9 protein-coding genes and 2 pseudogenes are annotated in these 13,995 nt (G+C 42.8%); 3 read left to right on the forward strand and 8 right to left on the reverse strand.

All coding sequences use genetic code 11. The features are described from left to right. Positions 1 to 242: 242 nt before the first annotated feature. Positions 243 to 2,598, forward strand: a pseudogene (locus IPJ86_06495) (TonB-dependent receptor). 229 nt (positions 2,599 to 2,827) lie between these two features. Here the strand turns inward: IPJ86_06495 and IPJ86_06500 are convergent. The 6 genes and pseudogenes from IPJ86_06500 to IPJ86_06525 form a co-directional block, all read right to left on the reverse strand. Then, positions 2,828 to 3,220: a type II toxin-antitoxin system death-on-curing family toxin gene (locus tag IPJ86_06500; protein ID MBK7886955.1), complete on the reverse strand. Its 393-nt coding sequence runs from the start codon at positions 3,218 to 3,220 to the stop codon at positions 2,828 to 2,830. 564 nt (positions 3,221 to 3,784) lie between these two features. Further along, entirely contained in the window at positions 3,785 to 4,081 is a 297-nt protein-coding gene (locus tag IPJ86_06505) for a type II toxin-antitoxin system RelE/ParE family toxin (GenBank protein ID MBK7886956.1), read from the reverse strand. A 500-nt stretch (positions 4,082 to 4,581) separates the two neighbouring features. Further along, the gene (locus IPJ86_06510) at positions 4,582 to 4,776 is read right to left on the reverse strand and encodes a hypothetical protein (protein ID MBK7886957.1); all 195 of its coding nucleotides are present in this window, start codon (positions 4,774 to 4,776) and stop codon (positions 4,582 to 4,584) included. A 64-nt stretch (positions 4,777 to 4,840) separates the two neighbouring features. Further along, positions 4,841 to 6,228, reverse strand: a pseudogene (gene lpdA, locus IPJ86_06515) (dihydrolipoyl dehydrogenase). A gap of 67 nt (positions 6,229 to 6,295) precedes the next feature. Continuing rightward, positions 6,296 to 6,973: a T9SS type A sorting domain-containing protein gene (locus IPJ86_06520; protein ID MBK7886958.1), complete on the reverse strand. Its 678-nt coding sequence runs from the start codon at positions 6,971 to 6,973 to the stop codon at positions 6,296 to 6,298. 16 nt (positions 6,974 to 6,989) lie between these two features. Further along, positions 6,990 to 7,727, reverse strand: coding sequence for a hypothetical protein (locus tag IPJ86_06525; GenBank protein MBK7886959.1), 738 nt, complete (start codon positions 7,725 to 7,727; stop codon positions 6,990 to 6,992). A gap of 246 nt (positions 7,728 to 7,973) precedes the next feature. Here IPJ86_06525 and IPJ86_06530 point away from each other — a divergent pair, with 246 nt between their 5' ends. Next, positions 7,974 to 9,695, forward strand: a complete 1,722-nt coding sequence (locus IPJ86_06530) for a M61 family metallopeptidase (protein MBK7886960.1) — start codon at positions 7,974 to 7,976, stop codon at positions 9,693 to 9,695. Positions 9,696 to 9,724: 29 nt separating this feature from the next. On the opposite strand, the gene IPJ86_06535 is transcribed toward IPJ86_06530, so the two are convergent. Both IPJ86_06535 and IPJ86_06540 read right to left on the reverse strand, forming a co-directional pair. Continuing rightward, a complete protein-coding gene (locus IPJ86_06535; protein ID MBK7886961.1) occupies positions 9,725 to 10,102 on the reverse strand; it encodes a RidA family protein in 378 nt (125 codons plus the stop codon). Between the two features lie 157 nt (positions 10,103 to 10,259). After that, positions 10,260 to 11,255, reverse strand: coding sequence for a ChaN family lipoprotein (locus tag IPJ86_06540; protein ID MBK7886962.1), 996 nt, complete (start codon positions 11,253 to 11,255; stop codon positions 10,260 to 10,262). A gap of 401 nt (positions 11,256 to 11,656) precedes the next feature. On the opposite strand from IPJ86_06540, the gene katG reads away from it, so the two are divergent. Continuing rightward, on the forward strand, positions 11,657 to 13,897 hold the full coding sequence (gene katG / locus IPJ86_06545) for a catalase/peroxidase HPI (protein ID MBK7886963.1): 2,241 nt from the start codon (positions 11,657 to 11,659) through the stop codon (positions 13,895 to 13,897). Positions 13,898 to 13,995: the final 98 nt, after the last annotated feature.

The following is a 13,995-nucleotide window of genomic DNA, read 5'->3' on the forward strand; positions in this document are numbered from 1 at the left end:
TCAGAAGTGAGTGTGGTTATAGCCTCCGTGAATACCTTTTGAATGAATGAATTATTTTTAATAGGTTTCGGCTGCTATTTTTTTAACGCTTCGATCCGTGGAGATTAAATTAGAGTACCCTGATTTTACGTTTCGTCGTTTTTTCATATTTCTTTCCTGGCATTATGATTTACTTTGCACTCACCTTACTTTCGAACTATTTCGCCGCTTCATTAAAAAATCAAACATTCAGCTCACCATTTATGCAGAAGTTCCTCTGTTTCTCATTGCTATTCCTGACGCTATATTTTAATTCCTCTGCCCAGGTCCCCTCTCAAACCATACGCGGAACAGTAGTGGATGAAATTTCTAAAATTCCTATTCCGGGTGTCACGGTCATCATCAGTTCACTCGACCCTGTACAGGGTGCCGCCACCGACATCAACGGTGAGTTTCGCTTTTCGAATATCCCGGTGGGGAATCATACTTTGCGTTTTACCATGATGGGCTACGAAGAAGTCCTTCGTCCGAATATGGTGCTGAATTCCGGTAAGGAATTGATTTTACAGATAAGTATGCGGGAGAAAATTGTGATGACGAAGGAAGTCACCATCACTGCCGAGCTGGAGAAAAATAAACCCCTGAATGAAATGTCATTGGTGAGTGCGCGTACCTTCTCCGTGGAGGAAACACGGAAATTTGCTGCAGCGGTAAATGATCCGGCCCGGATGGCGACATCATTTGCAGGAGTAGTAGGTACCGATGATGGCAATAACAATATTTCTATACGTGGTAATTCGCCCAATGCTTTGCAATGGAGAATGGAAGGTGTGGAGATTCCCAGCCCGAATCACTTTTCATTTCCCGGTACGGCAGGAGGTGGAATATCGATTCTCAGTGCGCAGGTCTTGAATAATTCCGATTTCCTCACCGGCGCTTTTTCTGCAGAATATGGGAATGCATTGGGTGGTGTTTTCGATCTGAAATTGCGCAAAGGAAACAATGAGAAAAGAGAATTTACCGTGCAGGCCGGATTTCTCGGCTTAGATGTCGCTGCGGAAGGACCGTTTAGCAAGAAGTACAACGGTTCTTATCTGATCAACTATCGCTATAGTACGCTGGCGGCTATTGGAAAGATGATTGATTTAGGAGATGCAGCCACGGACTTTCAGGATCTCTCTCTGAATATTTATCTTCCTACAAAGAACGCCGGTCAGTTTACCATCTTTGGTTTCGGGGGATTGAGCGGACAGAAGTTTGAGGCAGAAAAGGATTCCGTGAAATGGGAAGAGGAGGGAGAGCGGTATAGTTCCACCTTCAGTTCCAACACCGGTGCAATCGGCGCCACGCACTCGATCAGTATAGGTAAGAAAACTTTTCTCCGTTCTGCATTAGTGGGATCTATTTATGATAATAATTATAGACAAAAGCGATTAAATGATGATTATGTCAATGAGAGTCGCGCACAGGGACAAACGTTAAATGACAGAGCGATTTTAAGTACAACACTGCACCATAAATTCAATGCGAAACATAGTATACGCACCGGATTGATTTTTTCACGCATTGGATTTTCAATTGAACAAAGAGATTATGACTTTGAAAAAGATGCGGTGGTGAAGACTTTGGATGTCAGCGAAAGTACATATACCACGCAGGGCTTTGCTACGTGGATGAATCGTATCACCGAGAAACTGAGTCTGCAATTGGGTGTTCATTACCTCGGATTGGCCATCAACGAAACCTATTCCGTGGAGCCCCGTGCAGGAATAAAGTACACGGTAAATGAGAAGCAAAGTTTATCCTTGGGATACGGACTCCATAGCCAGATACAACCCATAGGTGTCTATTTTGCCGAGGTGCGAGATAGTTCCGGAAACGTGTTCACGCCCAACAAAAATCTGGAGTTGACGAAATCCCATCATGTGGTTGTTGGATACGACAGGATGTTGAAGCCCTGGTTGCATGTGAAACTGGAAGCGTATTATCAGCAGCTGTTTGATGTGCCTGTTGGAACGGATACATCGGAGAACTTTAGCATATTGAATCTGCGCGATGGTTACGCCACTGATCCGCTCGTCAACAAAGGCCTGGGACAAAATTACGGACTTGAACTCACCTTCGAGCAATACCTGCACAATGATCTCTACTTCCTGCTCTCCTCTTCGGTGTACAATTCACAATACAAGGCACTCGATGATAAATGGAGAAATACACTCTTCAATTCCAACTATGCATTCACCTTTACAGCAGGAAAAGAATTCAAGACCGGAGCAAAATTCCGCAATCGGATTATTGGTGCCAATATAAAAGTTGTCTACGCCGGCGGACTCCGCAAAACGCCCATCGACATAGAGAAATCCATCGCCGGAAGGAACCACCTATTACTTCGAAGACCGGGCGTTCAGCGAACAATACCCTGCCTACTTCCGTACCGATATCCGCGTCAGCATGAAGCGCAATCGTCCCAACGCTACCCATATTTTATCACTCGATATCCAGAATGTCACCAACAACAAAAATATTTTCGGCGACTACTTCAATCCGATTTCCGGAAAAGTAAAAACGTATTACCAGACACCGCTGATCCCTGTATTGGCGTATCGGGTGGAGTTTTGATACAGAGATCCTCTCTACCCAAGGCCTGTAGAAGACATTTTGAGAATGTGCCAAGTTGATTGTCTGAGCACTTCGACACAAGCAAGGGCGACATCTTGAAAAAGGGTCCTCCCTCCCTAAAACACCTGCACCCGACCGTAGGTCGGGTGCAGGTGGTATGGTGATGTAAGATGGCTCTCGTGTACCAGTATTTCGCCCTTACAGGGCTTGTGCGAAGAAGGGAAAGTAGCTACCCTGCAGATTCGTTTCTTCTGCGTGAATTATTTGTAATCCAGTCTTTAATTTCTTCGTAACGAATTTCGCCTTTGCTTGCCATAAGAACAAAATTATATTTCTCTTCCTGAGAGGCATCAATGTCTAAATCTCCTTCTAACAATAATAATCGCATCAATACATAAGAAATACGTTTATTGCCATCCATAAAAGGATGATTAATTATCATACTTTCGAATAGTGCAGCAGCTTTATCTATGACTTCCGGATATAGATCCTTTTGGTCATATGTCGCAAAGGGTCTTGCTAAGGCCGACTTCAAGGATGTACTATCCCGAATTCCTTTACTTCCGCCAAATCTATCTATAAGAATATTATGAATTCTTTCAACAGTACTGATGTCGATCATTTAGCAAGCTTTTCGAGCAACTCTTTGTCCTCATTCAAAATTTTGCGAAGCGAATTGGATACTTCTAATAGTTTATTTGGATGCCCTGAAGATCTTTTAATAATACTAAAATGTCCTGCAAAACGTTCTCTGGAACATTATCAAGCACTTTTTGAATTTCGTTTTTTATTTCCGTTTTTGTCATAACCAAAAATACAAAAGTTTTTAGACTTTTTAATAAAAATAATCAGGTTAAATCGACATTAAACAGTTGAAAGCAATGGTTATTAATTTATATACAAGCCCTGCCGCAGCATCTCATTCCTGTATTGGCGTAACGTGGGAGATTTAATACAGAGATCTCGCCCTTACAGGGCTGGTACGATGACGGAATCAGTCGGAGCTTTGATTGTATTGAGTTCTTGGAATTACAATCCCTGTTACGGCAGAATGATATTGATGTGTTGGCTTTTCGGGTAGAGTTTTGATTGGTTTTCTTACAAGTAAAGGAAGATTTTGGAAACCTAAAAACTAACGGCATACTTTCATAAAGGTAGATGCAAGAAATTTTATTTTCTCCGCATTTTAATATGTTTCTGAGTTAAAACTTGGAGCAGAATGATGAATAGCTATTACGTCTACTCTCTTCTTAGAGATGATCCAATTAATAATTCTGTAATTTCCAAGAATTATTTCACGAATGGATTTAATCTTTACTTCCGGGACAATTCTTCCTAATTCTGGAAATTCTTCCAGATACTTTATTGCTTCAAAAAAACTTTGAATAGTAGCTTTTGCATATTTTTCTGAATCACGAGAAATAAAGTCTCCAATAGCAGAAATGTCGAGGTATGCTTTTTCAGTTACTCTTACTTCAACCATTTTTTTAATTTATTCTCTATTTGCTTTAAAGAATATGTTTTACCTGCTTTTGATTGTTCCATCCCCTATTTGGATTTTATCCAATAAAATAATTCGATCAATTACATCTTCGCTTGAAAAACTAGCTGGTAGTTCTTGAATGGATTCAATGACTTTTTTCTTAGATAGCATTTCTTTTATTATTTAGTCTAAGATATATATATTTGATACAGAGATCTCGCCCTTACAGGGCTTGTACGATGAACGTATCATACGGGGTTTTGATTGTACTGAGCACTTCGATGCCCAAGCCCTGTAAGGGCGACATCTTTGTAAGAGAAGGGCTCCTCTCTCCCTAAAACACCTGCACCCGACCGTAGGTCGGGTGCAGGTGGTATGGTGGGGTAAGATGGCTCTCGTGTACCAGTATGTCGCCCTTACAGGGCTGTCTTTGTAGCTAAAAGTATTTCAAAAATACAAACCTAATTCTGCATCTTCCATCCGGTGTACAGGTGGTGCATTCAAAATTCTTCCTTCTCCTTCTCTATTCTCATCTTCCTTCTCCTTCTCCCTTCTCTCTTCTCCCTTCTCCCTTCTCCCTTCTCCCTTCTCCCTTCTCCCTTCTCCCTTCTCCCTTTCAATTCTCCCTTCTCCCTTCTCCCTTCTCCCTTCTCCCTTTCAATTCTCCTTCTCGCTTCTCTCTTATAAATTATCAATTCTGAATTCTGAATTCTGAATTCTGAATTCTGAGTATTAAACCTGCCAACGGCAGGTTTAATACTACATATGGATTACTTCCCCATACGCATCCGCCGCGGCTTCCATAATCGCCTCCGACATCGTGGGATGTGGATGAATCGACTTCACAATCTCATGCCCTGTGGTTTCCAGGTTTCGGGCGACAACAACTTCTGCAATCATCTCTGTCACGTTCATCCCGATAAAATGCGCGCCGAGCCATTCGCCATATTTCGCATCAAAAATTACTTTAACAAATCCTTCACTCGCACCGGCGGCTTTCGCTTTTCCGCTGGCAGTGAAGGGGAATTTCCCGACTTTGATTTCGTATCCTGCTTCCTTCGCTGCTTTTTCTGTCATGCCCACAGAGGCAATTTCAGGGGAACAATACGTGCAACCCGGAATATTTCCATAGTTGATGGGCTCTACATGTAAACCGGCAATTTTTTCTACGCAACAAATTCCTTCTGCGGAAGCGACATGAGCCAATGCAGGACCTTTAACAATATCTCCGATAGCATAAACACCCGGAATGTTCGTCTGGTAATAATCGTTGACCAGCACTTTCCCTTTATCGGTGATCACTCCCGTTTCTTCGAGACCAATGTTTTCAATATTGGGTGTAATTCCAACAGTGGATAAAACAATATCACAGGAAATAATTTCTTCTCCCTTCTTCGTCTTCACTTTTACCTGACATCCGGCTCCACTCGTATCCACACTTTCTACAGAAGATTCCAGCATGATCTCAATACCGGACTTCTTAAACGAACGTCCCAGTTGTTTAGAGATATCTTCGTCTTCAACAGGAACGATATTGGGCATGAATTCGACGATGGTGACCTTTGTACCAAGACTATTGTAGAAATAAGCAAATTCACAACCAATGGCTCCGGATCCGACAATCACCATTGATTTGGGCTGGTCCGGTAGTACCATTGCCTCACGGTAACCGATCACTTTTTTTCCGTCTTGCTTCAATCCGGGTAACTCACGGCTACGGGCCCCCGTTGCAAGTAGGATATGATTCGCTTCGTAGAGCGTCGTCTTCCCGCTTTCATCCGTCACTTCCACCTTTTTTCCGGCTTTTAGTTTACCGTATCCGTTGATGACATCAATTTTATTTTTCTTAAAAAGAAATTGAATACCCTTACTCATTCCATCTGCAACATGACGGCTCCGTTTGATGATGCTGTCGAAGTCTGCCTTATAATCATTCACCGTGATACCATAATCAGCAGCATGTTTGAGGTATTCAAAAACCTGTGCACTTTTCAGCAAAGCCTTCGTTGGAATACATCCCCAGTTGAGACAAACTCACCTAAAGATTCCTTTTCTACAACGGCTGTTTTAAGTCCGAGTTGTGAAGCGCGAATAGCCGCAACGTAACCACCGGGGCCGCTGCCAATAACAATAAGATCGTATTGCATAATGTGAATTACTTTTTCTGAGTGCGAAGGTAATTCATTTCCCCGAGTGGATAAAAAGCCTTGATTATCAATAAATCAGCCGCCTATTGGAGCAGAATGCGAATCGATTCATTGTTCTTTTGAGTAAGTATAATCCTGCTGAAAGAGAGTTGAGTTGTATCGTTTTCGATGGGTTGTTCACTTGTTTTATCATCTGACCGGAGGAATTAAATACATCAATACTTCCATTTCCAATCCATTGTTCGGGAAGGTTAATCTCTCCGTTGGATGGGTTTGGAAAGACTGCAAGTGCCGGTGCATTTTTATCCGCTCCCGGAATGCCTGTGGTCATGTTGTTGTTGAGTTTGGCCAGCATCATGTTTTGCGGATGAAGGAAATCAACATTCACCGTGTCAAAGGCAATACCGGTTTCTGCATTATGCGAAGCAGAGAAATACCAGTTACCATCATTGAAAACTACAGCGTGCATTTCGGTGAAAGTGTTTCCTGTAATATTTTTAGCCCACATCGCAAGACCCGAAATATCGAAAGCGACCAGATCGAGCTGACCTTGTGAAAGTGTGCCGTTATTGACAAGAACGCCATTTCCCCAGTCAATACTGCCTCTCAAATTTCCGGCGAGAAGTATTCTTCCTGCGGGATCATACGCCAGACATTTTCGAGATGCAGGATAAAAATCGCCTACAATACCTCCTGTTGAATTCGGAACTTCCTTCGCCCATTGAAAGTTGCCGGTACTGTCCACTTTTACGAGAAAGAAATCATAGACCCAATCCGGTCCTTGTAAAAGAAGTTTCCCAGGAGAGGGTATCCATTAAATGGCCGGCAACATAGGCATTGCCATCGGTATCGGTCACTACATTGGGATGCTGGAAAGTAACGTCATGCGCCAGCTGGACAAAGGTGGCCTGTGCGGCAGGGTTGATTCTTGCAATGAAAATCATATACTGCTCAGGTACATTGATGCTGAATGTCCCGACACTGAATGTTCCGATACTCGTAGAACCCGTAACGAAAATATTTCCGAAAGGATCGAATTTGAAATCACCGATCGTCTTCGCGCCGTTGATGATGATTTGTCCGTCATCATTTCCCATACTATCCAGACCGGTGATTTTCCCATCGGTGAAATCATCAGTGGCATAATAGACCTTTCCGGAGGGAGAAAGAGAGAGTGTGCTGAGATTTAAAGTAGTTAAAATCCCCGGATTCAAATTTCTTTTCCACCTAAAATTGCCTGTTGAATCAAAGCAAATCAGGAACGGATCTACATTTAATGACCCTCCTGAGTTTTGCATCGTATCCTGACCGTCGATGTTTAAGGTCTCCATAAAAGACCCTGCGATGATCAGGTTGTCATCCAGATCAGTCACCAGATCATGAATGGTAACTTTTGATCCTAGCTGAAGGCTGCGTAGAGTATTTCCCGATGCATCTACAGCATCAATATGCACAATTCCAAACGCATCTTGCCCGAAGAGGATGATCACGCTATCCATTCTCGCCACATGGTTCATGCCATTCGTCGCTGAGCATAAATTGGAACTGACTAATCCCGGATTCTGACTGTAGCGTACCTGATGTGTTTGTACCCATTCAAAATCTGAGAGTGGGAGGGAAGGGTAAAGAGAAGCAATAATGGTAGAAAGTATTTCATGTTCGTGATGGTTTTTAAAGATATAAAAGTAGAAATTGTTTTTAGCGTTTTGTCAAAATAAAGTTAAATTTGTACGGACAGTTATCCTATGAAATACAAAATAAAATCGCCATTACCCCAATCACGTTATATTGCTATTGAAGCTTCTAAACATGTTGAACAAGCCGGTCCTCTGGATTTTCAATTGTCATCATGGCGTCCCGGGCGATATGAGCTGGGGAATTTTGCGAAGAATGTCCGCGGATTAAAAGCGACTTCCGGTAATGGGGCAGAGTTGTCTATACATAAAATTGCAAAGGATCGCTGGCGTATAGAGGAGGCTGCGGTGGGTGAAGTTATATTGTCTTATGAGTACTTCGCAGCACAGCCGGATGCAGGTGCCTGTTGGACAGATGATCAATTGCTCTATGTGAATCCTGTGCATTGTATGATTTATGATGCCAACAGGTTGGATGAAGAGTGTACGGTACACTTACTCAGCCACTCGGATTGGCAAAGTGCCTGTGCATTGCCTGAACAAAGCGAGAACGTCCTACATGCTAAGGATGTTCATGAATTGTTGGATAGTCCGTTCTTTGCAGCGAAAGCATTGCATCACCGTAGTTATTCCGTGAATGATTATGTTTTTCATATTTGGTTGTATGGTGAAGCACGGCCGGACTGGAATAAAATTCTACACGACTTCGAAGCGTTTACAAAAGTGCAACTGGAGATGATGCAGGCGTTTCCGGTTCCTGAATTTCATTTCTGGTCCTCTTACTTCCTTTCCCATTTTACCATGGTGTGGAGCATACTGCAAGTACTGTGTTTGGCGCTCGGTCCCGGTTATAAATTGATGCAAAAAGAAATGTATACCGATTTGCTAGGAGTCGCTTCTCATGAATTGTTTCATGCGTGGAATGTAAAAACGCTGCGTCCAAAAGATTTTGTAGTGTATGATTATACCAGGGAAAATTACAGCCGTCTCGGATGGGTGTATGAAGGATTTACCACCTACTATGGTGATTTGTTTCTAGCAAGAAGCGGTTACTTTAATACCGATGAATTTTTTAGTGAAATCAATCAGCGGTTACAACGGCATTTTGATAATTATGGTCGTTACAACAGCTCAGTAGCGGAAAGTAGTTTCGATACCTGGCTGGATGGATATGTTCCGGGAGCGCCGGCAAGAAAGACGTCCATCTATGATGAGGGTTGTCTGATCGCATTGCTTCTCGATTTATATATCCGGCGCAGCAGTGATGGAAAACATGCTCTGGATGATTTATTCAAACAACTCTATCACGATTTTGCGCCCGGTGGAAAGGGGTATAGGGAATCGGATGTGCTGCGCCTGGCGATTTCTTATTCGGATGCCGGTGTGGAGAAGATTTTTGATAAATGTATTCATTCGCGATCGGGATATGAATCCATGCTGCAAGAGCTTTTACCCTATGCCGGTTGTTGGGTCAACACTAAACCTTCTCGCTTTATACATGAACAATGGTTTGGATTCAGGATTATTGTGGAGAATGGAATATCGAAAGTAGGGACTGTGCTGCCCGGTTCTCCTGCTGAAATAGAAGGTTTAGCGAAAGACGATGAAATAATTTCCTGCAATGGCTGGAAAGTAGAAGGAAATCTGAGTGAGCTTTGTGGATTATCAGAGGGGAAATGTGAGTTGATGATTTTTTCTCAGCGCAGGCAAAAAAATATCCGACTGGAAAAGTCTTCGAAGCGTTGGTTGGATACTGTCGGACTTTCAAAGATTCAGGATGCAGATCATTTCGCCCGTCAGGCCTTTACCGGATGGACAGGCATGCCCTGGTAGAGTGAAATGAAATCTTACGGAAGTCGATGTTACAGCAGCGCAATAACCGAAATTTCAACATTCACATCTTTTGGCAACCGGGATACTTCTACGGTTTCTCTGGCAGGGAAATCTGCGGTAAAGTAAGTTCCGTAAACAGCATTCACTTTGGCGAAATCATTCATGTCACGGAGGAAGATCCCTGTCTTTACAATGTTATCATAATTTGCACCGGCTTCCTTTAAAATGGCTCCGATATTTTTCATGACCTGATGGGTTTCTTCTTCAATGGAAGTAGATATTATTTCTCCGGTAGGTGGGTGAATCGCGATTTGTCCGGATACAAATAGCATATTGCCAGCTTTTACGGCTTGTGAATAGGGACCGATTGGAGAAGGCGCTTCGGGAGTATTGATTATTGTTTTCATCGTTTTAATTTCTGTTCAAAGTTCTTAAAAGAGTTGATACTCAAAATTTATTTTGAAGGAAGATGAATTGGCGGTCGTGTAGTCATATTTTCCTCTTTCATTTTATCGATATCAATCCTCGTATCACTTCGCTACCAGTGATTAAACAACGATGTTTTTAAAAAGCGCTACTTATTCCGGATAAGTTTTGGGTACATCCCGGATCAGTAATGATAATGTAATCACCAAGGTGTTTGTGTTTGTTCCAATCAATGTCAGGGAAGGATTCATCAGACCCCGCAGAGATGATAAGTGATTTTATTTTTGAATTGTATTTCTTCAATTGGGTGACGATAGCAAACCCTTCATCACTGTGAAATCGTCCGTTTACCTGCAGGACTTTTCTTCCTTTATTTTGTTTCAGGTAGCTCGCAATTGAATAGGCCATAGTGGCGTCCCATAGCGATTGTGCAGGAATCATATTGAAATTTCCCATAGCGGGCATAGGTGGCATTTTAAGGGCCGACGTATCGTTCGCTACAGGTGCATCATGCGACGTCAACGCCATTAATTTTTCATAATATTTTCCGGAAGCTGTATCGTAGGGTAAGGGAGCAAAATTCTTTTTTGATTCAGCAGATAATTCCTTTAATGCTGACGGACCTTTTCTCCCTGCCAGATTCGTGTATCGGCTCGGGGCATTGCCACAAATGACATTCAGCTTTTTTTCCTTCGCAAATTCAACCATCGGTTTGTAATCTCTGTAGTTCTTCCATGCTCTGGCGTCTTTGGTAAAATTTTTTTCGCGGATGTTTCCCTGAAGATATTCATCCATTACTAGTTGCACATCTCTGTCGAACATCTCCATTGAAAGCGCGATGTTGTTATTGAATTTCAGGTATAAAGTTTCAAGCATTTTAATTTGCAGATGATGTGCTACCGAGTCGTTATGCTCTTCTCCAAAAAGCAAAACATCGGCAGTAATCATTTCTTCAGCAATGTCGGTGAGACTTACTTCTTTGTTCAACTTTACGGAGTATATTTTATAATTGCTCTCATTTAGTTGTCCAAAAGATGGACTGCTGATCATTAAAAGTGGAAGCATTACGAGAGCCCAAAACGTATTCAGCACAGTTGATTTATTATTTATTGGTGACATACTTTTTTCTTTCATCAGGTTTAGTTTACAATTGTTGCTTTTAGACTCTCCTTATTTCATCAGTTTATTGCAGCCGGGCCATTATTTTAAAGTCGGTACAAGTTAGGTGAAAAACCAATTCGACTTGTTAAAAACGGGAAAGGCTTGCAGATCGTTAGAGCTATTCTATGTGCAAAAAAAGATACGCCGCTTCATTTTGAATACGGTATATTCATAAGAAATTGACTTTCTGCTAATAAGTTGTAAATAATTCTCAAGCTAATTAAACAAACCAACGCTTCCGGTGTTTCAAGGAGATGTCATGATCAAATTATGATTGAAATCATTTATTCATTAATTTAGCAACCTTCCGGATCTGAGAAAAAGAAAGTTGATCGGAAAATTAAAATATCAAATAAACTATAAAAACTTAAATAATGGCAAATAGTTCTTCTGAAAGCACAGCATCCTACAATGTAAATGCAGAAAGCAAATGTCCTTTCGGCCACGGTGCGCTGAAACAAACCGCCGGCAGTGGTACCAGTAATCGTGACTGGTGGCCAAATCAGTTGAAGGTGAATATTCTTCGTCAGCATTCCTCTCTTTCAAATCCCATGGGAGATAACTTCAATTATGCCGAAGAGTTCAAATCATTGGATTATGCAGCGTTGAAGAATGACATCGTGAGCCTGATGACAAAGTCCCAAGAGTGGTGGCCTGCAGACTGGGGTCATTACGGACCATTTTTCATTCGTATGGCCTGGCATAGTGCAGGTACTTATCGTATCGCTGACGGTAGAGGTGGCGCTGGCAATGGAACTCAACGTTTTGCACCGCTGAACAGCTGGCCGGATAATGCCAACCTCGATAAAGCCCGTCTACTCCTCTGGCCCATTAAGCAAAAATATGGGAAGAAAATTTCATGGGCGGATTTGATGATCCTTGCCGGGAATTGTGCATTGGAATCTATGGGATTCAAGACCTTCGGATTTGGCGGTGGTCGTGAAGATGTTTGGGAGCCGGAACAAGACATCTATTGGGGATCAGAAGGCAAATGGCTGGAGGATAAACGCTATTCGGGAAATCGGGAATTAGAAAATCCTCTGGCTGCCGTACAGATGGGATTGATTTACGTGAATCCGGAGGGGCCTAACGGTAATCCTGATCCTCTTGCTGCCGCGCATGATATTCGCGAAACCTTTGGCCGTATGGCGATGAACGATGAGGAAACCGTTGCGCTCATCGCGGGTGGACATACCTTTGGTAAAACTCATGGTGCCGGTGATCCGGGGAAGTATGTTGGACCTGAACCTGCTGCTGCCGGTATTGAAGAACAAAGTATGGGATGGAAGAATTCCATGGGCTCCGGAAATGGTGTGAATACAATTACCAGCGGACTCGAAGGAGCATGGACGACTACACCTACGAAATGGAGTAATAACTTTTTTTGGAATCTCTTCGGTTACGAATGGGAATTAACAAAAAGTCCTGCAGGAGCACAACAATGGATTCCCAAGCATGGAATGGGTGCAGATTCAGTTCCGGATGCGCATGATGCATCTAAACGCCACGCACCTGTCATGCTCACTACTGACCTTGCGCTGAGAATGGATCCGGCCTATGAGAAAATTTCCAGACGCTTTCATGAGCATCCGGAAGAATTTGCCGACGCCTTTGCACGTGCTTGGTTTAAACTGACTCACCGCGATATGGGACCTCGTGCCCGTTATCTGGGTCCTGAAGTTCCGGCAGAAGAACTGATCTGGCAAGATCCGGTTCCCGCTGTAACACATAAAATTATTGATGAGAATGATATTGCTGCACTTAAAACAAAGCTGATTTCCTCAGGATTAACGATTGCAGAACTGGTTTCAACTGCATGGGCTTCCGCTTCTACTTTCCGCGGTTCTGATAAACGTGGTGGTGCAAATGGGGCTCGTATCCGCCTGGCTCCGCAAAAGGATTGGAAAGTCAACAATCCTGCTCAATTGTCAAAAGTCCTGAATACAATGGAAGGCATTCAAAAAGAATTTAACGCTGCTAGTAGTGGCGGGAAAATGGTTTCATTGGCTGATTTGATTGTACTCGGTGGATGTGCCGGCATTGAGAAAGCCGCGAAGAACGCAGGTCACGATATCAAAGTGCCTTTCATCGCCGGCCGAACAGATGCTTCACAAGAACAAACGGATGTGGAATCATTTGCAGTGTTGGAACCACTTGCCGATGGATTCCGCAATTATATTAAAACGAAATACACTGTTAGTGCAGAGGAAATGCTCGTAGATAAAGCACAGTTGCTGACATTAACAGCTCCTGAAATGACCGTGCTCATTGGAGGTATGCGTGTGTTGAATACTAATTTTGATGGCGTGCAACATGGTGTCTTTACAAAGCGTCCTGAGTCACTTACCAACGATTTTTTCATCAACCTGCTTGATTTAAGTACGAAATGGGTGGCAACCAATGATGGACAAGATGTGTTTATGGGTAGCGATCGTGTTTCAGGAGAGCCAAGATGGACAGGCACCCGTGTTGATCTGATCTTCGGTTCTAACTCTGAATTGCGTGCTATCGCTGAAGTCTATGGATGTGGAGATGGCCAAGAGAAGTTTGTAAAGGATTTTATCGCAGCCTGGACCAAGGTGATGAACGCCGACCGCTTCGATCTGGAAAAATAAAACAGTTGAGATACAGTTGAAATACGGTTGAAATACAGTTGAAATACGGTTGAGATACAGTTGAAATACGGTTGAAATACGGTTGAGATACAGTTGAA

Source organism: Bacteroidota bacterium, from assembly GCA_016713925.1.
Lineage (GTDB): Bacteria > Bacteroidota > Bacteroidia > AKYH767-A > OLB10 > JAJTFW01.